The organism is Haloglomus halophilum, from assembly GCF_024298885.1.
Classification (GTDB): domain Archaea; phylum Halobacteriota; class Halobacteria; order Halobacteriales; family Haloarculaceae; genus Haloglomus; species Haloglomus halophilum.
The window spans coordinates 4076311-4099058 of record NZ_CP101166.1 but is presented as its reverse complement, the minus strand read 5'-3'; the positions used below and the strand labels follow the sequence as shown (position 1 = coordinate 4099058).

At 68.7% G+C, this 22748-nt stretch carries 21 protein-coding genes; 12 read left to right on the top strand and 9 right to left on the bottom strand.

Going from position 1 to position 22748, the window contains the following annotated elements; translation table 11 throughout:
- Window positions 1–60: 60 nt before the first annotated feature.
- Both NL114_RS19920 and NL114_RS19915 read right to left on the bottom strand, forming a co-directional pair.
- On the bottom strand, window positions 61–483 hold the full coding sequence (locus NL114_RS19920) for a DUF488 family protein, N3 subclade (protein WP_254822665.1): 423 nt from the start codon (window positions 481–483) through the stop codon (window positions 61–63).
- A gap of 129 nt (window positions 484–612) precedes the next feature.
- Window positions 613–1239, bottom strand: coding sequence for an RAD55 family ATPase (locus tag NL114_RS19915; RefSeq protein WP_254822664.1), 627 nt, complete (start codon window positions 1237–1239; stop codon window positions 613–615).
- A gap of 224 nt (window positions 1240–1463) precedes the next feature.
- Here NL114_RS19915 and pyrB point away from each other — a divergent pair, with 224 nt between their 5' ends.
- A complete protein-coding gene (gene pyrB / locus NL114_RS19910; protein WP_254822663.1) occupies window positions 1464–2381 on the top strand; it encodes an aspartate carbamoyltransferase in 918 nt (305 codons plus the stop codon).
- Window positions 2378–2845: an aspartate carbamoyltransferase regulatory subunit gene (pyrI, locus tag NL114_RS19905; protein ID WP_254822662.1), complete on the top strand. Its 468-nt coding sequence runs from the start codon at window positions 2378–2380 to the stop codon at window positions 2843–2845. Before pyrB ends, pyrI begins: the two co-directional genes overlap by 4 nt.
- Window positions 2846–2857: 12 nt before the next feature.
- On the opposite strand, the gene NL114_RS19900 is transcribed toward pyrI, so the two are convergent.
- Both NL114_RS19900 and NL114_RS19895 read right to left on the bottom strand, forming a co-directional pair.
- Window positions 2858–3238, bottom strand: coding sequence for a DUF7522 family protein (locus NL114_RS19900; RefSeq protein WP_254822661.1), 381 nt, complete (start codon window positions 3236–3238; stop codon window positions 2858–2860).
- A gap of 184 nt (window positions 3239–3422) precedes the next feature.
- Window positions 3423–4370 carry a thiamine-phosphate synthase family protein gene (locus tag NL114_RS19895; RefSeq protein WP_254822660.1) on the bottom strand — a complete coding sequence of 316 codons (948 nt, stop codon included), beginning with the start codon at window positions 4368–4370 and terminating at the stop codon, window positions 3423–3425.
- On the opposite strand from NL114_RS19895, the gene thiC reads away from it, so the two are divergent.
- The 3 genes from thiC (at window position 4264) to NL114_RS19880 (ending at window position 8321) form a co-directional block, all read left to right on the top strand.
- Window positions 4264–5937: a phosphomethylpyrimidine synthase ThiC gene (thiC, locus tag NL114_RS19890; protein ID WP_286671089.1), complete on the top strand. Its 1674-nt coding sequence runs from the start codon at window positions 4264–4266 to the stop codon at window positions 5935–5937. The two genes, NL114_RS19895 and thiC, sit on opposite strands and share 107 nt — an antisense overlap.
- Before the next feature lie 76 nt (window positions 5938–6013).
- Window positions 6014–7207, top strand: a complete 1194-nt coding sequence (locus tag NL114_RS19885; protein ID WP_254822658.1) for a pyridoxal-phosphate-dependent aminotransferase family protein — start codon at window positions 6014–6016, stop codon at window positions 7205–7207.
- A gap of 463 nt (window positions 7208–7670) precedes the next feature.
- Entirely contained in the window at window positions 7671–8321 is a 651-nt protein-coding gene (locus NL114_RS19880; RefSeq protein WP_254822657.1) for a helix-turn-helix domain-containing protein, read from the top strand.
- 508 nt (window positions 8322–8829) lie between these two features.
- Here NL114_RS19880 and NL114_RS19875 read toward each other — a convergent pair.
- Both NL114_RS19875 and NL114_RS19870 read right to left on the bottom strand, forming a co-directional pair.
- Complete coding sequence (locus tag NL114_RS19875) at window positions 8830–10845, bottom strand: AMP-dependent synthetase/ligase (RefSeq protein WP_254822656.1); 2016 nt, start codon at window positions 10843–10845, stop codon at window positions 8830–8832.
- A gap of 198 nt (window positions 10846–11043) precedes the next feature.
- Window positions 11044–11298 carry an MTH865 family protein gene (locus NL114_RS19870; protein ID WP_254824751.1) on the bottom strand — a complete coding sequence of 85 codons (255 nt, stop codon included), beginning with the start codon at window positions 11296–11298 and terminating at the stop codon, window positions 11044–11046.
- Window positions 11299–11690: 392 nt separating this feature from the next.
- On the opposite strand from NL114_RS19870, the gene rqcH reads away from it, so the two are divergent.
- Together rqcH and NL114_RS19860 are read left to right on the top strand one after the other, a co-directional pair.
- A complete protein-coding gene (gene rqcH / locus NL114_RS19865; RefSeq protein WP_254822655.1) occupies window positions 11691–13868 on the top strand; it encodes a ribosome rescue protein RqcH in 2178 nt (725 codons plus the stop codon).
- A gap of 162 nt (window positions 13869–14030) precedes the next feature.
- On the top strand, window positions 14031–14735 hold the full coding sequence (locus NL114_RS19860) for a DUF4013 domain-containing protein (protein ID WP_254822654.1): 705 nt from the start codon (window positions 14031–14033) through the stop codon (window positions 14733–14735).
- Between the two features lie 182 nt (window positions 14736–14917).
- On the opposite strand, the gene NL114_RS19855 is transcribed toward NL114_RS19860, so the two are convergent.
- Complete coding sequence (locus NL114_RS19855; RefSeq protein WP_254822653.1) at window positions 14918–16258, bottom strand: condensation domain-containing protein; 1341 nt, start codon at window positions 16256–16258, stop codon at window positions 14918–14920.
- Window positions 16259–16355: 97 nt separating this feature from the next.
- Here NL114_RS19855 and NL114_RS19850 point away from each other — a divergent pair, with 97 nt between their 5' ends.
- Window positions 16356–17423 (top strand): mRNA surveillance protein pelota, encoded by a 1068-nt coding sequence (locus NL114_RS19850; RefSeq protein ID WP_254822652.1) that lies wholly within the window; start codon window positions 16356–16358, stop codon window positions 17421–17423.
- Between the two features lie 8 nt (window positions 17424–17431).
- Here NL114_RS19850 and NL114_RS19845 read toward each other — a convergent pair whose 3' ends face one another.
- Window positions 17432–17788: a DUF3268 family zinc-finger domain-containing protein gene (locus tag NL114_RS19845; protein WP_254822651.1), complete on the bottom strand. Its 357-nt coding sequence runs from the start codon at window positions 17786–17788 to the stop codon at window positions 17432–17434.
- Window positions 17789–17881: 93 nt separating this feature from the next.
- Window positions 17882–18658, bottom strand: a complete 777-nt coding sequence (locus tag NL114_RS19840) for an MBL fold metallo-hydrolase (RefSeq protein WP_254822650.1) — start codon at window positions 18656–18658, stop codon at window positions 17882–17884.
- 250 nt (window positions 18659–18908) lie between these two features.
- On the opposite strand from NL114_RS19840, the gene NL114_RS19835 reads away from it, so the two are divergent.
- From NL114_RS19835 to NL114_RS19820, 4 genes are all read left to right on the top strand, one after another.
- Window positions 18909–19943 (top strand): hypothetical protein, encoded by a 1035-nt coding sequence (locus tag NL114_RS19835; protein ID WP_254822649.1) that lies wholly within the window; start codon window positions 18909–18911, stop codon window positions 19941–19943.
- Window positions 19940–20815: a mechanosensitive ion channel family protein gene (locus tag NL114_RS19830; RefSeq protein WP_254822648.1), complete on the top strand. Its 876-nt coding sequence runs from the start codon at window positions 19940–19942 to the stop codon at window positions 20813–20815. Before NL114_RS19835 ends, NL114_RS19830 begins: the two co-directional genes overlap by 4 nt.
- A 185-nt stretch (window positions 20816–21000) precedes the next feature.
- A complete protein-coding gene (locus NL114_RS19825; protein WP_254822647.1) occupies window positions 21001–21591 on the top strand; it encodes a DJ-1/PfpI family protein in 591 nt (196 codons plus the stop codon).
- 80 nt (window positions 21592–21671) lie between these two features.
- Window positions 21672–22670, top strand: coding sequence for a PAS domain-containing sensor histidine kinase (locus NL114_RS19820; RefSeq protein ID WP_254822646.1), 999 nt, complete (start codon window positions 21672–21674; stop codon window positions 22668–22670).
- Window positions 22671–22748 lie beyond the last annotated feature (78 nt).

Genomic DNA, 22748 nt, shown 5'->3' with positions numbered 1-22748 from the left:
GTGACGGCGCCGCGCGGGTTAAGCGCCGCGCTCCCGGGAGTCGTCGCCGACCGGCCGGCGTCAGAACTGCTCGTGGAGGTACTCGAGGAGCGTGTGTCGATGACAGCGTTTCCCCTCGCCCTCGAAACAGACCAGCCACACGTCCTCACCGCCGTCGACACGGGCGGCGAGGGCGGCGAGGGCGTCGTGTGCCGCGTCGTCGTTGGCGAGGTACTCGCGGTAGCGCCGAGCGAAGTCGGTCTCCTCCCACGCCGCGTTGTGCGCCCCCTCGTCGCACATCCCCCGCCGCTTCAGCTCCTCGGTCCGGTCCTTCGCCTCGTCGATGAGCGCGGCCGGCGGTCCCAGTGCAGGGCGGTTCTCGTCGGTCACGTCCCGGAACCAGCCCGTCGGCCGCCGGACGACGCCCACGAGTGTGGCGTCCCCGGGGTCGATCAGGTCGTGCTGGAGCGCCGCAACGTACGTCTCGTCGACGGTCCCGGTCATCGCTGGCCCGTGGGTTCGGCAGGAGCCTTAAGCTGACGACGGTTCAATCCCCCGGCTGCGCGGCGATGCAGGGAATCGACGGGATGAGTGGCCGCGGTCCGTGAGACGGCATCGCGGGGGACCGGGCGGTCACGCGATGTCGCGGGAGGTGTCGATGGCGACCTCCTCGGACAGCTCCAGCTTGATGATGTCGTTGAGTGCCCGCCCGCCGCGGAACTTGGGGACGGCGAGCCGGTTCTCGATGTCGTCGCCGGACTCGATGGTCTTCAGGTCGAACACGATATCCGACATGTGGAGCGTCGTGTCGCGCAGCTCCGGGACGTAGTGGCCGTCGAGACAGTGGAGGAGCGCCAGCGAGCCCGTGTTGTAGATGTGGTTCTGGAGCTCGTTCATGAAGTTCCGGAACCGGGCGGGCTCCTGGTTCTCGAGGATGTTGAGCGGGTCGACGATGAGGTTCGACGATTCCGGGAGCGCCGAGACCAGTTTGGCCGCGTTGTCCAGCGGCGCCTCGCCGGCCACGTCCCGGACCGTCGGGCTTCCGGTCGCCGTCGGGGAGTTGGCGATGGAGTCCGTGACGGCGTCGCCGGTCCGGTCGAGGGAGATGTACAGGGTCCCGCGGGTGGCGGTGAGTTCGTAGAGGAACAGCTCGGCCTGGCTCGCGGGGTCGGCAGTGAGGGCGACGATGCTACCGGCAGGGATTCCTCCATCGAGCTTGCGGTCAAGCACCTCGATTCCTGTCCGTAGCCGGTCCGCCATTGAGGAGTGGTTACTATCTACTCTGGTTTAACAGTTCTGGCCTTTTCGGGATGGCAGCCCGGAACACGAACTGCCGAATACTGGCACCTGGGGGCTTATATGGCCGATACCTGTCGACCGCCGAGGGGGGCAAACGACGGAGCTACGCCCGGACATCAACGCGCCTTGATATACGGTCCATGGGGTCGGGAGATTCAAGGCGGCGGGGGGCGGCCGTTCCGGTAATGCGGCACGACCACCTCATCAGTGCCAGACAGCTGTCGCGGGGCGACGTCGAGGCGGTGCTGGACCGCGCCGCCGAGTTCGACGCCGGCGAGCGCGTCGCCCGGGACGACGACCTGCTCGGGCTACTGTTCTTCGAGCCGTCCACGCGGACGAAGATGAGCTTCGACACCGCGATGAAACGCCTCGGCGGCGACACCGTCGACATGGGGACCGTCGAATCCTCGTCGGTCAAGAAGGGCGAGTCGCTCGCCGACACCGTCCGCGTCGTGGCGGGCTACGCCGACGCGCTCGTCCTCCGGCACCCGAGCGAGGGCGCCGCCAAACTCGCCAGCGAGTTCGTCGACGTGCCCGTCATCAACGCGGGCGACGGCGCCGGCCAGCACCCGACCCAGACGCTGCTCGACCTGTACACCATCCGGGAGAACGCCGGCCTCGACGATATCACGGTCGGCATCATGGGCGACCTGAAGTACGGCCGGACGGTCCACTCGCTCGCGGGCGCGCTCACCGAGTTCGACGTCCGCCAACACTTCATCAGTCCGGAGAGCCTCCGGCTCCCGAAGAACGTCCGCTACGACCTCCACGAGGCGGGTGCCGACGTGCGCGAGCACACGGAGCTGGCGGGGGTCCTCCCCGAACTCGACGTGCTGTACGTCACGCGCATCCAGCGCGAGCGCTTCCCCGACGAGAACGAGTACCGGCAGGTCGCCGGCGAGTACCGCATCGACGCCGACACGCTCGACGCGGCCCGGGACGATCTGACCGTGATGCATCCGCTCCCCCGCGTCGACGAGATCGCCCCGGACGTCGACGAGACCGAGTACGCCACCTACTTCGACCAGGCACACAACGGCGTCCCCGTTCGGATGGCGCTACTGGACATGATGCTCCCCGGTGACGGGGGTGATGCTCGATGAGCGACTCGAACCAGGAGCTCCGCGTCTCGAAGATCAAGAACGGCACCGTCATCGACCACATCGCGGCCGGGCAGGCACTCAACGTCCTCGCCATCCTCGGCATCGACGGCTCCGGCGGCGAGGAGGTCTCGGTCGGGATGAACGTCCCCTCCGACCGCCTCGGGCGCAAGGACATCGTGAAGGTCGAGGGACGCGAGCTGAGCCCCGCGGAGGTCGACGTGCTCTCGCTCATCGCTCCGGCCGCGAGCATCAACATCGTCCGCGAGTACGACGTGGTCGAGAAGTCCCGCGTCACCCGGCCGGAGGTCGTGACGGGCATCCTCTCCTGTCCGAACGCGAACTGTATCAGCACGGAGGGCGAGCCGGTCGAGTCCCGCTTCGACGTACTCGACGACGCCGTCCGCTGTGGGTACTGTGACACCATCCTCCGGGAGGACCTTGCGGAACACATCGCGACCGACTGACGCCGCCTGCCCTCAGCCGTCGTCCTCGATGAGGTTCCGGCAGGCCTCCATGAACGCCAGCAGATCCTGGCCGACCTCCGGCGTGAGACTGATCAGGATGCTCTCCGTATCCGATACCGGAAACTGGACGACGAACGCCGTCTCGTGGTAGTGGACGACCCCGCGACGCTCCCCGACGGGCCACTCCGCCACGTCGGGGGGCTGTTCCGGAGCGTCGAGCTGGAAGTGGTCGACGACCTCGCCGAACGACTCACGTGTGTACTCGCGCTGGAGGTCGTCCCGGAGGTAGTAGATCTCCCAGTCCGCCTCCCGGACGATGACGACCGTGCGGAGTTCCCGGCCGACACGGTCCCGGAGGTACTCCACGATCCGCCGCGCAGCGGCCTCGGTCATGCGTCCGGCTCCACCTCGGTGTGTCCCTCCCGAGTCATATTTCCAATCCCATGTGTGCGTATATAAATGTAGGGTCGTGGTCGCGGTGTCACGGCCGCAAGCAGGCGTGTACCATCGGGCGTCGGCGGGGACGGGGGCGGGGGCAGGGGAGCGGGGGCGTCCTCCGCGAGTCGGCGACCGTATGCTACTCGCCGGGGCCGTCGCCGTCGGCGGGTCCGATGGCGCGCCCGACCAGTTCGCCCAGTCGGGCGACCGCGTCGATGGCCGACGGTCCGAACACGTAGGTGATGGGCTCGACGCCGTACGCGCCGCGGTGGTAGACCACCGGCGGCACGCCCCCATGCTCGGCGAACGCGGTCGCGAACCGTTCGTGAGCGTCCGCCTCCGCGTCCACCAGCAGCGGGTCGTGCCCCGCCTCGCGTGCGGCCGCCAGCAGCTGGTCGTCGGTCGCCACGTTGAGCGCTCCCCGGACCGTCGGGTCGGCGGCCGTGGCGGCGAGCACCGCGTTCGCGACGTGTTCGCTCGCCCCGAACTCCGGGTTCGCCGGGACCGTCACGCGCCCGCGGACGGCGATGACCCGGCCCGGGACCGCCGCCACGTCCGTCGGGTCCGCGGGGTCGGGCAGTGCCATCCCGACGTTGGTGCCGACGCTCGGGATGAACCTTGCTGCGCCCTCGATGTCCTGCAGCCGGCGGGTCGCCTTCCGGACGTTCGCAAGCACCTGTCGCTCTTCGGAGAGGGCCTTGTCGGCGCCGCGAACGCAGAGGTCACAGCCCAGCCCCTCCAGCGCCGGCATCTCCGCCTCGTGAACGGCACAGATCGGTCCCCGGTCCTCGAACGCGCGCACCAGTTCCATCGTCTCGGCGAGCGCCTCGTACCCGTCCATCGAGCCGTCCGCGAAGCCGGCGCCGATACGCTCGACGGTCCGCTGGAACCGCTCGTCCTCGACGAAGCGTTCCTCCACGGCCGGGTCGCCCGAGAGGTAGTTACTGACGGCGGCCTGGGTCACACCGAGCCCGTCGGCGATGTCGGCCTGCGTGAGGCCGCGGTCCGAGAGGTCACGGGCGAGCTCCACCCGGAGCGTCGGGAGGAGTCGCTCGACGACGATCTCCTCGGGCAGCACCAGCGACATAGCCGACACGTCGACCCCACCCCGCTTGAACGCACGGGTCGACTCCGGGAGACCCACCGATGACCGTGGTCACCACGCTCACCGCTGGCTTTACAATAACTCGATAATACAATCTGGTTGTACCATGTCGGACCGCACCCAGCTCCAGCGGGCCCGTGCCGGTGAGGTGACGCCGGCGATGGAGCGCGTTGCAGTGCGCGAGAACCGAGACGCCGAGTTCGTCCGCGAGCAGGTCGCCGAGGGGCAGGCCGTCGTCCCCAGCAACCACGCGCACGAGTCACTGGACCCGATGGTCATCGGCCGCGAGTTCGCGACGAAGGTCAACGCCAACATCGGGAACAGCGAGACGACCAGCGACCTTGAGACGGAACTGGAGAAGCTCCATACCGCGGTCCATTACGGTGCGGACACGGTGATGGACCTCTCGACCGGCGAGAACCTCGACGCCATCCGGACGGCCAACGTCGAGCACTCGCCCGTCCCGGTGGGGACGGTGCCCATCTACGAGGCGCTCAAGCGGGCCGGCAGCCCCGAGGACATCACGCCCGACCTGCTCCTCGAGGTCATCGAGAAACTGGCCCGCCAGGGTGTCGACTACATGACCGTCCACGCCGGCGTGCTGCTGGAGCATCTCCCTCTGACCGACGGCCGGACGACGGGTATCGTCTCCCGTGGCGGGTCCATCCTCGCGAAGTGGATGGAGGCCCACGGCGAGCAGAACCCGCTGTTCACGGCGTTCGAGGACATCTGCGAGGTGTTCGTCGAGCACGACGTGACCGTCTCGCTGGGTGACGGGCTCCGTCCGGGGAGCCTGGCGGACGCCTCCGACGCCGCCCAGTTCGCCGAGCTGGAGACCCTCGGTGAGTTGACCCGGACCGCGTGGAGCCACGGGGTGCAGGTGATGGTCGAGGGGCCGGGTCACGTCCCGCTCGACGAGGTGGCCGACAACGTCGAACGCCAGCAGGAGGTCTGTGACGGGGCGCCGTTCTACGTGCTCGGGCCGCTGGTGACCGACGTGGCGCCGGGCTACGACCACATCACCAGTGCCATCGGTGCGACGGAGGCCGCTCGTGCAGGCGCCGCGATGCTCTGCTACGTCACGCCCAAAGAGCATCTCGGGCTGCCCGAGCGCGAGGACGTCCGTGACGGGCTGGCGGCCTACCGTATCGCCGCCCACGCAGCCGACGTGGCGAACGGGCGGCCCGGTGCCCGCGACTGGGACGACGCCCTCTCCGAGGCCCGGTACGCGTTCGACTGGCGCCGGCAGTTCGAGCTGGCACTGGACCCCGAGCGTGCCCGGGCGTTCCACGACCAGTCGCTCCCGGGTGACAACTACAAGGAGGCGCGCTTCTGCTCGATGTGCGGTGCGGAGTTCTGTTCGATGCGCATCGACCAGGACGCCCGTGACGCCGACGGCGCCGGCGAACTGGACGCCATCGGTCGGGAGACCGACCTCGAGACATCGGCGGCGGCCGCCGTGAACCTGCCCCCAACCGGGAGCCACGACACCAGCGAGGTTCCGGAGTGGCCACGGGGCGACGAGCGCGAGGGCGCAGCCGACGACTGAGGCGTCCTGCTCGCAGAAATCACCCGGGCCGTCGTGAACGGCCGCGTTTATATCGCCGGGTCCCGGACGGCCGCACATGCAACGCCCTCAGGTCGGTGAGCTGTCGCCACCGGACCGCCTGCTGATGGGTCCCGGGCCGAGCGAGGTCCATCCGCGCACTCTCCGCGCGATGGCGGCCCCACCCGTCGGCCACCTCGACCCCGCGTTCATCGACGTGATGGACGAGACCCAGGAGCTGCTCCGCTACGTCCTCCAGACCGAGAACAGGTGGACCATCCCGGTCTCCGGGACCGGGAGTGCGGCGATGGAGGCCGCCATCGGCAACCTCACCCGCCCCGGCGACACGGTGCTCGTGCCCTCGAACGGCTACTTCGGCGACCGGATGGCCGCGATGGTCCGGCGCGCCGGCGGCGCCCCCGTGCGGGTCGACGCGCCCTGGGGCGAGCCGCTCGCCCCCGACGACGTGCAGGAGGCGTTCACCGAGCACGACCCCGACCTGTTCGGCTTCGTCCACGCCGAGACCTCCACCGGGGTCAAACAGCCCGACGTGCCCGCGCTCACCGACATCGCCCACGACAACGACGCGCTCGTCGTCGCGGACGTGGTCACGTCGCTGGGCGGCGTGGAGTTCCGGATGGACGACTGGGGTGTCGACGCCGCGTACTCGGCCGGGCAGAAGTGCCTCTCCTGTCCGCCGGGTGCGTCGCCGCTCTCGCTCAACCACGCGGCGATGGAGCGGGTGCAGTCCCGCGAGGAGCGCCCCCGCTCGTGGTATCTCGATCTCTCGCTGCTGGACGACTACTGGGGCGAGGAGCGGGCCTACCACCACACCGCGCCGGTCTCGAACGTCTACGCGCTCCGCGAGTCGCTTCGCCTCGTCGTCGAGGAGGGCCTCGAGGACCGGTGGGCCCGCCACGAGCGCGTCGCCGGCGCGCTCCGTGAGGGCCTGGCCGCGATGGGGCTCGAACCCGTCGCCGAGCCGGACTGGTGGCTCCCCTCGCTCAACACCGCGCGCCTCCCCGAGGCCGCCCACGTCGAACCGGGCGATGTCATCGACCGGATGCTTGAGGAGCACGGAATCGAGATCGCCGGCGGCCTCGGCGACCTCGCAGGCGAGGTGCTGCGCGTCGGCTGCATGGGCTACGGTGCCACGCCGGACAACGTGACCGCGCTCGTGGCCGCGCTGGGCGACTCGCTGCTCGCGCTGGGCGTCGATGTGGACGCCGACGCCGGCCCGGCGACCGTCCGCGAGTCACTGCGGAGCAACTAGCGTCCCCGGCGCGGCCGGCCTCCTGTTCTCGTCACCGTCTTCCGTCAGTTCAGCAGGCGCGCGCTGGCGGCTGTGCCGGAGGCCAGCCGCCGGCACCGTGCGAGGGCTGAAGCGCGCAGCGACCGCAGGGAGCGACACTGCAAGCGGTTGGGGAGGTGTGAGGCTGACAGCTGCCGACTGACCAGCGTGCAGCCTTGGCGGACTCGAAGCGCGAGGGCTTCGTAGCTGGTTGTATCGTTGCGGTGTTCGTGACAGAGCGCGAGGGCTCCCCCGTCTGACCGTTCCTGGCAAAGCAGCCCGGAAGATACAGATGTTAATCGGGAAATAAGAGTGTAATGGTCTAATCTGGGTGCAAAATTGCTAGAATATGGTGTAAAATCTGGAATGGCCTAGATATGCCCTCGGATGCGCTCTTCTCCGTAGCCCGCAACCCTCAAGATGCTGGACCACTCGAACCGCAGATATGAGGTACGTCGATTTTCTACTCATCCCGCGAGGCCGTTATCTCCACCCGGCCGTCGCGGCCGTCGCCGACGACCCCGACGTGCACCGGGAGGCCATCCACCACTTCAACGTCCTCGAGGACGGCTCCGCGGTCGTGCTGCTGGAGTTCTCCGGCGACGCCGACCGGCTGGAGGAGCTCGTCGGCGACGACCCGGACATCATCTCGTACGACCTCTCGGTCTCGGAGACGGGCATCTTCTCGTACTCGCGCATCACCGCCGATGAGGAGCTCCAGCAGCTGTACAGCGTGCCCCAGCGTCGCGAGCTGGTGCTGGACACGCCGATGCGCTACACCGACCGCGGGGCGCTGGAGGTCCGGGCCATCGGCAACCAGCGCGCCATCCGCGAGGCCATCAAGGACGTCCCCGACGGACTGGGGCTGAAGTTCCTCTCGACCGGCGAGTACGACCCCGAACAGTCCGAGTCCGGCGACCAGCTCACCGAGCGCCAGCGGGAGATTCTCCGGACCGCGGTCGAGATGGGCTACTACGAGGAGCCCCGGCAGACCAACTACCAGGAACTCGCCGACGAACTGGAACTCTCCTCCGGCACCGTCGGCGAGCACCTCCGGAAGATCGAGTCGACGGTGCTGAAGCGGCTCGTGCCGTAGAACGGGCTGGTTCTGTGACTGTAGGGAGTGTAGTTGAAGGGGGATTCAGAATGACGATACGTGAACCGAACCGATTTGGAAGCCCCTGGCCGCTCGATGTCCCGGGCCTCGCTGCGCTCCTCGGCCTCACTGCGTTCGGCCTGCGGTGCTTGCGTCGTCCGGGGACAGTCGAGCGACCAGCCCCTTCCAGTCCCACCCGAGAGTGTCCGGTCCACGGAACGTCCGCACCGAGCTAGCACGGTGCGACGCGACCCCCGAAAGCCACGACGGGCGGGACTGAAAGGGGCCGCGGGCTGAGCGGTTCCCCGGCGAAGTAAGGACCGCAACGCAGGCCCGGAACGGCCCGAGCGAAGCGAGGGCCGCACGCCCGGACCGTGAGGACCACAACGAGCCGCGGGGCCCTCAGCCCGCGGGGGCTTTCAACAGGAGGTCGTCGGCGCTGTTGTCCACTCCCCAGGTCAGTAACCACGCACGCTGACGTTGCCGAGCTCACCACCGAAACGCCCGCTCAGTCCTCGTAGATGCTGTCGATGTACTCCTGGAAGCCGTCGCGGATGGCGCGGCGCTTCTTCTTCATCGACGGGGTGAGATAGTCGTTCTCGGCGGTCCACTCGACCGGGACGAGTTCGAACTGCTTGATGCGGGAGTGCTTCGGGAACTCGGCGTTGACGCGGTCGACCTCCTCCCCGATGTACTCGCGGACGCGGTCGTCCTGGCAGATGCCCTCGTTGTCGTCGGGCAGGTCGATACCCTGCTTGTCGGCCCAGCGGCGGACCTGCTCGAAGTTCGGGACGATGATGGCGCCGATGAACTTCTCGTCGTCGCCGGTCACCATCACCTGCTCGACGCGCTCGGAGGTGGAGAACTCGTCCTCGATGGGCTGGGGCGCGACGTTCTTCCCGGTGTCCAGCACGACCAGCGTCTTCAGGCGGTCCGTGTAGACGAGGTAGCCGTCCTCGTCGATGGTGATGATGTCGCCCGTGCGGAACCAGGGGTCGCCGCCGTCCTCGGCCTCGGTGAACGCGTCCTCGGTCGCCTCGGGCTTGTTCCAGTAGCCCTGCGTGACGTTCGGCCCGCGGACGAGCAGTTCGCCCACCTGCCCGTCGGCGTTCTCGCGGCGCTCCTGGCTGACGACCGACTCGTCGACCGTCACCTCACAATCCACGACCGGCGGGCCCAGTGTGCCGTGCTTGGGCGCCTCGGCCGGGTTCGTCGAGACGACGGGCGAGGTCTCGGTCAGCCCGTACCCCTCGTTGATGGGGATGTCCATCCCGTCGAACATCTGGGCGAGTTCCTTCGAGAGCGAGCCGCCACCGGAGATGAACGAGTCGATGCGCCCGCCCACGCCCTCGCGGACGGTCTCGTAGACGAGTTTATCGGCGATGGCGTGCTTGACGCGCAGCCCGAGGTCGGGCTCCTCGTCCGGGTCGCGCTTGATGCGGCCGTAGTCGCGGGCCACGTCCAGCGACCACTGGAAGATGCGCTCTTTCACGTCCGAGCCCGACGCCTGCTCGCGCATCTGGTCGAAGATGCGCTCGTAGACACGGGGGACGCTCGTCGCGCCCGAGGGCTGGACCTTCTCGAGGTCGTCGCCGACGGTGTCCGGCGACTCGGCGTACGCGACGGTGCCGCCGGTCGCGAACATCGAGAAGTGGCCGGCCAGCCGCTCGAAGACGTGCGCCAGCGGCAGGAAGGAGAGCGTGCGGGTGTTCTTGTCGATGACGGGCGTGTCCTCGTCCTTGTCGGGCCGGGGCCCGAACCGCTTGCGGACCTGGTTGACGTTCGCGCGGAAGTTCCCGTGGGTCAACATCACGCCCTTCGGGTCGCCGGTCGTCCCGGAGGTGTAGACCAGCGAGGCGAGGTCGTCCAGTTCGCAGGCGTCGAGGCGCTCCTCGAACGCGTCCTCGTCGAAGGCGGACTGCCCGCGCTCGTACACGTCCGCGAGCGAGTACACGTCGAGGTCCGTCTCCGGCGCCTCGAACTCGTCCATCACGACCGCGAACTCGACATCGAGTTCGTCCTCCACCGCGACGACGCGCTCCAGCAGTTCCCCGTTCTCACAGACCACGCCCGTCGCGCCGGGGTCGCCCAGCAGGTACTGCACCCGCGGCGGCTCGGACTCCGTGTAGACCGTCGTGACGGTGGCGCCGGCCGAGAGGAGCGCGAAGTCACACTGGGCCCACTCCATCCGCGTGTTGGCGAACATCCCGACGCGGTCGCCGTGCTCGACGCCGATGTCGACGAAGCCGGCCGAGAGGCTCTGCACCACGTCCAGCATATCCGCGTACGTGAGCGAGGCGAACTCGCCGTCGAGCGCCTCCGGGTAGGCGACACCGGCCATCGTGCGGTCGTAGACCCCGCCCTTGTACCACTGTGCGTCCCGGCGGCCGTTCCGGCGGGCGCTGGCGACGAAGAGCTCGCCCAGCGTGTCGTCGCCGATGACCTCGTCGTCGTACTCCCGTTCTGCGCGGAGCCAGTCCGGCTCCCCCCGTCCGTATCCGATGGTCCCATCCAGGTCCTGCATCTATACGCCCGGCTTGTCGACCGTGGCACCCTATGTCCTTCGGTTCGCACATCGCGCTTCGGCGCGAGCGCGGCCGCTACCCGCCACAATCCGGGGATAACCGGGTCACTCATTGGGGCGGGCTCGTGCCGGCACACCCACTGCCGTCGCTGGTCGACGACACGGGCGAGAAGTCCGCGCTCGGGAGAGCGCGTGGCTCTAGAAGTAGCCTTCGTCTTCCATCCCGTCGACGAGGGCGTCGACCAGCTCGTCGACGCTATCGTAGGGATAGTCGGCCTGCCCGGAGGCCTCCTGGTTGAGCTCCATCGCGGTGATGGTCTCGTCGCCGATCTCGAACGTCGTGCCGGGGCCGTTCGGCAGGGCCGGCACGAGGTCCATCGGGCTGTTGACGGGGTAATCCGCACCCTCGAACGCTTCACGGAACTGCTGTCGTACGTTCTCCTTGTCCGCCATAGCAACCTGCATCTCGTCGCCCTCGGGTGTATCGTTACTGCCTGTCAACTGCGGGTTTTTTAGTCCGAGCCCGGTCGCCATCGGTGAGAAACGGTCGCGGGCCCGCCCCCGAAGCCACGCCCGGGCCACGTCACCGTACGAGTCGACCCGCTCGGCGAGCCGCCGCTCGGGGAGCTCCCCTTTCCGGACGACGCTGTCCGCCGCCTCGACCTCCTGCTTCACCACCCGCCGCATCGCTCTCCGTACGTCGTCGTTCATACCTGTTCCAGGCGAGCCATCCACTCGACCCTGTGCCCGCAGTTCTGCGGTTCGTTTTGATTCGAGGCGCCGTCCGCGCCCGGGTCGGGACCCCGACCCGACACGCCTATCCGGGCGACCGCCACAGTCCGGGCATGGAGCAGAAACGCGCCCTGACCAGTGTGGACTGTGCGGCGCTGGTCCGCGAACTCCGGAGCTACCGGGGGGCCAAGCTGGACAAGGCCTACCTGTACGAGGACGACCTCGTCCGGCTGAAGCTGCGGGACTTCGACGCCGGCCGCCTCGAACTACTGGCGGAGGTACGCGACCCGAAACGGGTCCACCTCGTCGACCCCGAACGCGTTCCGGACGCCCCGGGTCGGCCGCCGAACTTCGCGATGATGCTGCGCAACCGCCTGTCGGGCGCCGACCTCGTCGACGTGCGCCAGTTCGAGTTCGACCGCATCATCAGCGTGGAGTTCGAACGGGACGACGAGAACACCACCCTCGTCTTCGAGCTGTTCGGCGACGGCAACGTCGCGGTGCTGGACCCCGAGCGGGAGGTCGTCTCGTCGCTCGACACGGTCCGGCTGAAGTCCCGGACCGTCGCTCCGGGCTCGACCTACGACTTCCCCGACTCCCGGTTCGACCCGCTCGAAGCCGACCAGGAGGCGTTCGCACGACGGATGGACCAGTCCGACTCGGACATCGTCCGTACCGTGGCGACGCAGCTCAACTTCGGGGGCCTCTGGGCCGAGGAGCTCTGCCGGCGCGCCGGCGTCGAGATGGTCAAGGACATCGCTGCCGCCGAGCGCGAGGAGTACGACGCCCTCTACGACGCCTGGGACCGCCTCCGGGCCCGCATCAAGGAGGGCGACCTCGACCCACGCGTCTACACCGAGGCCGTCGAGATCGAGGACGACAGCAACGACGATACCGACGAGGACGCCCCTCGCCGCGTCGTGGACGTGACGCCCGTCCCGATGGAGGAGCACGAGGCCGAGGGGCTCCACGCCGAGGCGTTCGACGACTTCAACGAGGCGCTGGCGGACTACTTCCACCGACTGGAACACGAATCGGTCGGCGAGGGCGGTGGTGGCGGTGGTGGCGGACGTGACCGACCGGACTTCGAGTCGGAGATCGCCAAACACGAGCGCATCATCGAGCAGCAGGAGACCGCCATCGAGGAGTTCGAGGAACAGGCCGAACAGGAGCGCGAGAAGGCCGAACTGCTGTACGCCAACTACGACCTCGTGGACGACGTGCTCTCGACCGTGCGCGCGGCCCGCGAGGAGGACCGTTCCTGGGACGCTATCGAGGAGCGGTTCGCCGAGGGCGCCGAGCAGGGTATCCCGGCCGCCGAGGCCGTCGTGGGCGTGGACGGCGCCGAGGGGACCGTCACGCTCGCGCTGGACGACCACGAGGTGACCGTCGAGGTCGCGGACGGCGTCGAGAAGAACGCCGACCGGCTGTACACCGAGGCAAAGCGCATCGCCGAGAAGAAGGAGGGCGCGCTGGCCGCCATCGAGGACACCCGCGAGGACCTCGAGGCGGTCAAGCAGCGTCGCGAGGAGTGGACGGCCCGCGACGAGGAGGAGGTCGACGACGGGGACGAGGACGGGGACGACGAGACCAGCGACGAGGAGTGGCTCCAGCGGAGTTCCATCCCCATCCGGAGCGACGAGCAGTGGTACGAGCGGTTCCGCTGGTTCCACACCTCCGACGGCTTCCTCGTCATCGGCGGGCGCAACGCCGACCAGAACGAGGAACTCGTCAAGAAGTACATGGACCGCGGGGACCTGTTCTTCCACACGCAGGCCCACGGCGGCCCCGTCACGATTCTGAAGGCGACCGGGCCGAGCGAGGCCGCGACGGACATCGACATCCCTCAGCGGTCGAAGGCAGAGGCCGCGCAGTTCGCCGTCGCCTACTCCTCGGTCTGGAAGGACGGTCGCTTCGCGGGGGACGCCTACGTGGTCGACCCCGACCAGGTGTCGAAGACGCCCGAATCCGGCGAGTACCTGGAGAAGGGTGGCTTCGCCGTGCGTGGCGACCGCACCTACTTCGAGGATGTCGAAGCGGAGGTCGCCGTCGGCATCCAGGTCGAACCCGAATCGAGGGTCGTGGGCGGTCCGCCCGACCCCATCGAGGAGCGGACCGTGACCAGCGTCCGGCTGGAGCCGGGGCAGTACGCCCAGAACGACATCGCGAAGATGGTCTACCGGCAGTTCCGCGAGCGCTTCGCCGACCAGTCGTTCGTCCGGAAGGTCGCCAGCGCCGACCGCGTCCAGGAGTTCTGCCCGCCCGGCGGCTCGACGATCGTCGACGAGTAGCGGGGGGGGCTGCCCGACGGAACGGTCACTTCTGTCATCTCCGGGGCGTCCGACCGCGCATCGTTGCTCGGTATAAGTTTATATTCCAGAAGGGTGTAGAAACTTCCAGCCGTAGCGCGCGCGAAAGGTTAATCGCGCGGCCAGCACGGACGGTGATACACCATGTTCGAGGAATCCATCAACTATCCGCGAGAGGGAGGGGAGGGCTGGAAGACGATCGTCATCGGCGGGGTTCTGGGAATCCTGTCGTTCCTGGTCGTCCCCGTGTTCCTGGTGCTGGGCTACGGGGCCCGCGTCCTCCGGGACGCGGCGGCCGACCCCGAGACCGAGAGCGCCCCCGTCTTCGACGACTGGGGCGAGCTGCTCATGGACGGCCTGAAGCTGTTCGTGGTCTCGTTGGCCTACCTTCTCGTGCCCCTGGTCATCTTCGGCGTCACCACCGGTGGGCTGGTCGTCGCGATTCTCACCGGAAGTCAGAGCCTGACCGCCGGGGCCATCCTCGGCGCTCTCGGCGGGTTCGTCGTCGCCGGCCTGCTGACCCTGTTGATCTACTACTTCCTGCCCGCGGCGCTGACGTTCGTCGCCATGTCGGGAAGCGTGGCCGACGGGTTCGATGTCGGGCGCATCCGTGCGCTCGTGACGACCCGCGAGTACGCCGTCCGCTGGGTGGTCGCACTGGGCGTCCTCGTCGTCGTCGGCGCCATCACCAGCGTCCTCAGCGCCACCGGCATCGGCGGGCTGGTCGTCCCGTTCGTCTCGTTCTACGGGATGGTCTCGGCGTACTACCTGTACGGCGGAGCGGTCGGCGTCGTCGAACCGGGGGCCGACGAGGCGGACCCGGACCCCACTGCCGGACAGGCCATCTGAGCGTCCGGGCGCGACCCCCTATTCTGGAATCGTATCGATGATTTCGTTCTGCAGGAGAAGTGGTGGGATATTGGTATAATGTGTGCTATTAATGGAATGTTGGGCGTATACTTCTAGATATGGTCCGGTGGAGGAATATATCGGAGGGGTACGGTACGTGTGATGACCGGAACGTTCGCTGGTCAGTCCGCCGTCACTGCCGGCAACACCTCGTCCACGAGCCGCTCGATGTGGGTCACGTACGTGTCGACGAACCGCGCCGCCGCGGGCTCGTCGAACTGCTCCAGCAGGTACCGGCAGAACAGGTGGAGTTCACCGTCGAACGTTCCCACCGCGATGCCGATGGGAATCTGCCGCCAGGTCGGCGGCGAGAACCAGACCTCGCTCTCGGTCCCCTCGCCCAGTGACGGGGAGACGGGGACGTTTCCGAGGTTGGTCAGGACGGCCGTATCCAGCAGTCGCGCGCCACCGTCGCGGAGGAGGTCGGGGAGGTGGCGCTCCAGGGCGACAGGCAGACCGTCGGGGAGCAGCGCCAGCGCCTCGTAGGCTCGCTCCGGGAGGTCGCGTTCCTTGATGCGGGTCGTCTGCCGGGCCACCCGTGCCAGCGCGGTGCCGGGGTTCCGCCGGTGGGCCCGGTTCGTCCGCACCCGCTCGAACAGCGTGTACATCGCCATCACCTGGTAGAACCAGTCGTCGGGCCTGACGTTGACCGGCATCATGACGCCGAGCCAGCCGGTCGGCTCCCCGTGGGCGTCGTTCCACGCCTCGATGGCGAGGTGGAGGGCGGTCAGGAGGACGTCGTTGACCGAGACGCCCGGTGGCCGGGTGGCGATGAGCCGACCCGTCAGGTCGGCGTCGAGCACCCGTCGCTCGTAGCCCCAGCCGGGCCGGTCCGAGCCGCCGTCGTCCGCGATGTCGGTCGGGCTCAGAACGCCATCGCGGAGTCGCCGCCCCACCGTCTCCGCCGCTTCACAGGCGTCCCGCGGCGTCGTGGGACGGAGGTTCTCCAGCAGCGAGCGGGACTCGTGCAGGCCGACCGTGTCCCCGACCGGCTCCTCGCCCCGGTAGGCCGTCCAGGTGGCGTGACTGAACCGGAGTACACCCACGCCGTCGGCGACCACGTGGCTGGTCGACTGGAGGATACGGTCGCCACCGTCGATGCCGCCGCCCCGGTAGACGACCATCGCGAAGGGCGGCTCCTCGGTGAGGTCGAACTGGTGCCCGTAGAGCCGGTTCCGGACGGTCCGGAGGTCGTACTCCTCGCTGTCGACCTCGTAGACCGGGACCGGCCCCGGGTCGGAGGGTATCTCCCACCAGTATCGGGTGTCGGTGGGTCGCGACGGGCGGCGCCGTGCTCGCGACATGGGGTGGAGCTGCATCGCGGTTCCCGTGGCCGACCGCAGTTCGTCGATGTCGACACGGGCCGAGGACGCGATCTCGCCCTGCATGTCGAGCGGCTGGAAGCGCCGCTCGAGGTGGTGTGTCATCTCCTCGATGAGCGTGAACGGCAGGGTCTCGCGCATCTCGTGCTCGGTCTGCGGCCAGCCGGCTGATAAAGGCTGGCGCCGCCCGGCGGCCGGGAACGGCAGGGTCTTTGCGCCCGGCCCGCCGAGTCCGGGTATGCGAATCCAGGACCGCCACGCCGTCGGCGAGGGGCGAGAGAAGATCGAGGTGGTCCCCGAGAGTCTGGACGACCTGTGGCACCTGACCTACATCATCGAGCCGGGCGACGAGGTCGGGGGCGACACGACCCGCCGCATCCAGCGCAACGACGACCAGATGCGCGACACCGGTGGCGAGCGCGAGCACATGTACGTCACCATCGCGGTCGAGACCACGGAGTTCGCGAAGTTCGCCAACCGGCTCCGCATCGGGGGCGAGATCGTCGACTGCTCGCGCGAGGACCAGCTCGGGCTCCACCACACCCTGAACGTGGAGGAACTGACGGAGATCGAGATAACCAAGCGCTGGAAGACCGACCAGCTCGAACGGCTGCAAGAGGCCGTCGAGGCCGCCGAGAACCCGGACGTGGCCATCGCAACGGTCGAGGAGGGGGAGGCGTACGTCCACACCGTCGCGCAGTACGGCGTCGAGGAGCGCGCCGGCATCACGGCGACCACGGGCAAGGGCGAGTACGCCCAGCCGCGCACCCAGCTGTTCGCCGAGTTGACCGACGTGCTCGCGCGGATGGACGTGGACGCCATCATCCTCGCCGGCCCCGGATTCACCAAACAGGACGCCCTGGAGTACATCGAGGAGGAGGCGCCGGATGTCGCGGAGCTCATCACGACGGTCGACACCGCCGGCGTCGGTGACCGCGGTGTCCACGAGGTGCTCAAGCGCGGTGCCGTCGACGAGGTGCAGGCCGAGACCCGCATCGCCGAGGAGGCCGAGTACATCGATGAGCTGATGGAGCGCATCGCACAGGGCCACGAGGCCGCCTACGGCATCGAGGGCGTGATGGAGGCCGCCGAGTTCGGCGCCATCGACGAACTGCTCATCCTCGACGAACGCCTCCGCGCCGAGCGCGCCGGCGAGGGCGACTGGGACGTCGACGCCAACGACCTCGTGGAGACGGTCGAACAGAAGGGTGGCGAGGTGACGGTGTTCTCCAACGAGTTCGACCCCGGCCAGCAACTGAAGAACCTCGGCGGCGTCGCGGCGCTGTTGCGGTACCGCATCGACTGAGCTCCGGCTCAGTCCAGCATGTAGTTGAAGCGGAACCAGTCGTCGCAGCTCGGACAGCTGACCGTCGACCGCGCGTCTGCCTGTTTCGTCTCCATCCGGGTCGAGTAGAAGGAAGCGTTCGGGGGAACATTCACGTCGACCGGAACCCCGCAGTTCGGACACGTGACCGTCTCGACCGAATCCGACGAGCGCGAGTTGAACTCGTAGTTCGACCGGAACCAGCGGTCGCAGTGCCGACACCTCGATGTCGACCGCGCGTCCCCCTGCTTCGAGTTCTTCCGCGCGGAGTAGAAGTCGGCGTTGTTCGGCACGGTCGCGTGTGCGGTCTCCCCACAGTACGGACAGTTGACAGTAACCCGCCCCATGGCTCGTCCTGCGACCACTTCGACAAATGGTTTCGGATGGCGGCAGACGCACTCGGGGACGACACCCGCTTTCGGAGAGCGACTGGCGTGCAGCTACTCCACCTCGACCACCAGGCCGTCCTCCGCGAACCGCACCTCCCCGTCGTAGTGCTGCTCCAGTGAATCGAGCATCTCGGACTCCTTCCCGACCGTGTGCGGGTAGAGATGGGTCAGGTAGACCGTGCCGTAGTCGTGGCCCGCCAGGACCTGCCCGAGTGCGCTGGGCGTGGGGTGGTTGTCCACGTCGACCTCGTCGGGGAACGAGCAGTCGTGGACGAACACGTCCGAGCCGTCCGCGAAGCGCGCGAGGCGGTCGGTCTCCTCGGAGTCCCCCGAGAAGGTGAAGACGGGCGCGTCGTCGCCCGCGGCCGCGTCTGCGGGCGTGAACCGGTACGCGTGACAGTACATCGAGTGGACGGTCTCCATCGCGTCCACCGAGAAGCCCGCGAGGTCGAAGGGGGCCTCGTCGGGTGTCACCTCGCGGAGCCGGAGGTCGAGGCGGTCCTGCATGTAGTCGTGGACATCGAGCAGGCCCTCGACGAGTTCCCCTGTCCCGGGTGGTCCGACGACACGGAGCGACTCGGCGCCCGCCAGCCAGCGGGCCTTCATCAGCGGGAGGAGGTCCGCGACGTGGTCGAGGTGGTGGTGGGTCAGGAGGACCGTATCGACGCCCTCGTAGCCCGTTTCGGTGGCGGCCAGCGAGTGGAGCGCGCCGCTGCCACAGTCGACGAGCAGCGGGCCCGCCTCGCCGTCGCCCTCGACGAGCAGTCCCGTCTGCATCCGCTCGCCGGTCGGCATCGCGCTCCCGGTTCCGAGGAACGTCACCTGCATACGCCGACCTCGGGCGCGTCGGCGGCAAAGGCGTGGCGGTGCGGCGGCTGGCGGTTGGGAGGCTGGTGACGGGATGGCTGGCGGTGGAGAGGCTTCCGTGGGGAGGTTGCGGTGTGGGGGCTCGGCGGGCGGTGACGGTCGGGCGGCTGCACGGCGTTCCCGACCGAGTCGGGGAAACACGGAAGTCACCGCGGGGCCCGCAGGAGGGTATGGACGCTGGGGTGTCACGGGCTGTCGGGGGTGGACAGCCATGAGAGGGGTGGTCGAGGATGCGGTTCCGGACCTCCCCGTGGCGGCGCTCCGGGAAGCCGGACTCGGCGCGCAGTTCGACGCGCTCGAGGAGGCGGTCGGCGGCCACCTGGAGGGGGAGCGCTCGAACGTGGCGGTCGTCGCCGAGCCGTTCGCCGGGCGCGCGGGGCTGCTGGCCTACGCCGAGGAGTACCTGGGCGCGGCCGCCGAGCGTCGGTCGTTCGACGGCCTCGTTGTCGACCCCGACGAGGCCCCGGCGCCCGACAGCGAGGCGGTCGTGGTCGACGGCTGCCACTACCTCTACACCCGTCGCGTCGGCGGGTTCGACCCGCTGGAGCGGTTCATCGACCGCGTGACCGACAGCGACGCGATGTTCGTCACCGGGTGGAACCGCTACGCCTGGGACTACCTCCGTGCGACCCGCGATGTCGACGCGGCGTTCCCCGTCGTGGTCCGGCTGCCGGCGCTCGACGCGGGCGGCGTCCGTGACCTCATCCACGCGACGTACGGCCCGGACCTGCCGGCGTTCGAGTCGACGGAGGCGTTCGGCCGGGTGAAGACGCTGGACTTCGAGCGTCGGACGCTGTCGCTCACGCGCTCGGTCGGCGTCGAGGTGACCGTCCCGACGCTGAACCTCTCCTACCTCACCGCCCGCGCCGAGGAGGACGTGGGTGAGGTGGAGGCGGTCGTCTTCGAGCGGCTGACCCGGCTCTCCGAGGGGAACCCGGGCGTGGCGGTGGCGCTCTGGGAGCGCAGCGTCGAGGACGGCACCATCACGCCGGCCTCGGTGGAGGCACTGGACCGGAGCCTCGACCTCGACGACGACGCGGGGTTCGTGCTGCTGCTCGTACTGACCAACGGCGCCGTCGACCGGGAGGTGCTGGCCGCGGCGCTGCCGGAGGTGCAGGTCAGACGGTCGCTCACGTTCCTGGCGGACCGCGACCTCGTGTCACTCTCCGACGACATCGCCTGGGTCGAACCGACGGCGTTGCACCCCGCCGCCGAGTACCTCCGGGGGAGGCGGTTGCTGTGGTGAGCGCTCCCGTCGCGTGGGCGGGTGCCCGGGCACTGGTCGTCGCGCAGACGGGCGGGCTGAGCGGCTCGGAGGTGAGCGAGGCCAGTCCCGTCACCCTCCAGACGGTCCTCAACGCGCTCGCGGTGCTGGTGCTGGCGTACGTCGTCGCCCGCGCCACGAGCGCGGTCCTGAACGGGCTGGCCGACCGGCTCACCACCCAGCGGTTCCGTGTGACGCTGCTCATCCCCGTGGTCAAGGTCGGCGTCTACGGCGGGGCGGTCTGGCTCGTCTTCCGCGGCGTGTTCGACCTGAGCAGCGCCCAGCTCGTGGCCTTCTCGGGCCTGCTGGGTGCCGCGCTCGGGCTCGGCCTCAAGGACCTCATGGCGGACCTGTTCGGCGGGCTCGTGCTCGTCGCGGAGCGGCCGTACCGCATCGGCGACAAGATCGCCGTCGGCGAGCACTACGGTGAGGTCACCGACATCGGCATCCGCTCGACCACGCTCGTCACGCCGGACGACACCGCCATCACCGTCCCCAACTACCTCTTCTTCAACGAGTCCATCGCCAACGCGAACGACGGCGCCGCGGAGATGCTCGTCACCGTCGAGTTCTACCTCGACCCCGCCGCCGACGTCCGGGTCGCGCGCCGCATCGTCCGCGAGGCGATGGAGACCTCCCAGTACGTCTACGTCACCGAGGACCACCCGGTGACGGTCCGGGTCACCGACGACCTCCACTACCGGACCGTGACCGGGAAGGCCTACGTCGACGACCTCCGCAACGAGTTCGCCTTCGAGACGGACGTGACCGACCGTGCGCTCGCCGCATTCGCCGAACACGACATCCGGTCGCCACGCGTGACGCCCGGCGTCCCCGACGAGGCCGTGGAGTAGGGTCGCGCCACGGCTCGCACTATCCGGACAACCGTTGAAAGACATCGAACGGTGGAGCAGCAACTGCAGCTATGCTCCGGACACCCCCGATGTGGCCGGCCTCTCCTCGTGTCCTCTTGGCGGGGTCAAGAACTATGTCCGCTCCGGCCCATGCATCGGACGCACCACACGGTGCGTGTTCACACATGACAGGAAAACAGCTCCTGATGATCGTCGGCGACTTCGTCGAGGACTACGAGGTCATGGTCCCGTTCCAGGCCCTGCAGGCCGTCGGCCACGAGGTCCACGCCGTCTGCCCGGAGAAGGATGCCGGGGACAGCGTCAAGACCGCCATCCACGACTTCCGTGGCGACCAGACGTACCTGGAGGAGCGTGGCCACGACTTCGAGGTCACCGCGACGATGAGCGAGGTGGACCCGGCCGAGTACGACGGCCTCGTCGTCCCGGGCGGGCGCGCCCCGGAGTACCTCCGGACGTACGACGCCGTCCTCGATACGGTCCGGCACTTCTTCGAGGCGGAGAAGCCGGTCGCGGCACTGTGTCACGGCCCCCAGATTCTCGCGGCTGCGGGCGTCCTCGACGGCTACGAGATGACCGCGTATCCGGCGGTACGGGCCGAGGTCGAGGCCGCGGGCTGTTCGTGGGTCGACGGCGTCGTCACCGACCGCAACCTGGTGACAGGGCAGGCGTGGCCCGACCACCCGGAGTGGATCGCCCAGTTCCTCGACGTACTGGGGACCGACATCCAGCACGGCGAGCCGGTCGCAGCCGACTGACCCCGCCACCCCACTCGCTCAGCCAGGACCAGCGGTGAAATGGCCGACTGGTTTTTCCCCGATGGCCCCCGATTAGCCGTATGGACCGGTCGCAGCTGTTCGAAGAGATGGTCGCCTCCGTGGGCGTCGGTGTCGCCATCTACGGCGATGACGGCTGCTACCGCTACGTCAACGCGGCCTACGCGGACCTGCTCGGGACCGATGTGGACACGCTCACCGGGACGCCAATCTGGGCGGTCGTCCCGGAGTTCGAGGCGGAGCGGTTCGACGAGTACTGGAACTCGTTCGCGGACGGCGAGACCCGTGCGGTGGAGACGGTCCACGAATACGGGGACACCTGTGTGCCGGTCTCGGCGGTGACGACGCGACGGCGCATCGAGGGCACCCCCTACCACTTCGGAACCATTCAGGACATCTCCGAGCTGAAACAGCGCGAACAGGAGCTCAGCGAACAGAACGAGCGGCTGGAGGCGTTCACCGGCGTCGTCAGCCACGACCTGCGGAACCCGCTCAACGTCGCGAAAGGCTACGTCGACATCCTGCAGGAGGATATCGACCGCGACGAGCTGGAGCTGGTCGAGAGCTCGCTGGAACGGATGTCAATCCTCGTCGACGACCTGCTCCGACTGGCCCGCGAGGGACAGGCGGTGGACGCGATGGCGCCGGTGTCGCTGATGGCGGTCGGGACCGCCGCCCGCGAGACGGTCGCGACCGGCGAGGCCACGGTCACCGTCGAGTCCGACCTCGACCTCCTGGCCGACGGGAGCCGGCTCCAGCAGCTCCTCGAGAACCTCATCCGCAACGCGGTCGAACACGCCAGCGAGGACGGTGACCCCACCATCACTATCGGAGCGCTCGCGGACGGCAAGGGATTCTTCGTCGAGGACGACGGTCCCGGTATCCCCCCCGGGGAGCGCGAAGCGGTGTTCTCTCCCACCCGGTCGGAGGGTAAGCGCGGCGTCGGCCTCGGACTCGCCATCGTCAAGGAGATCGCCGAGGCCCACGACTGGACCATCACGGTCACCGATGGGCGTGAAGACGGCGCCCGGTTCGAATTTCGGGATGTCGAGCTTCATTGAGGGGGCTGCCGAACCTCTCTCGGTAGCTCTCCCTTGCGGTTATACGTGGGATGTCCGGGAAATTCGCCTCCTCTGGCC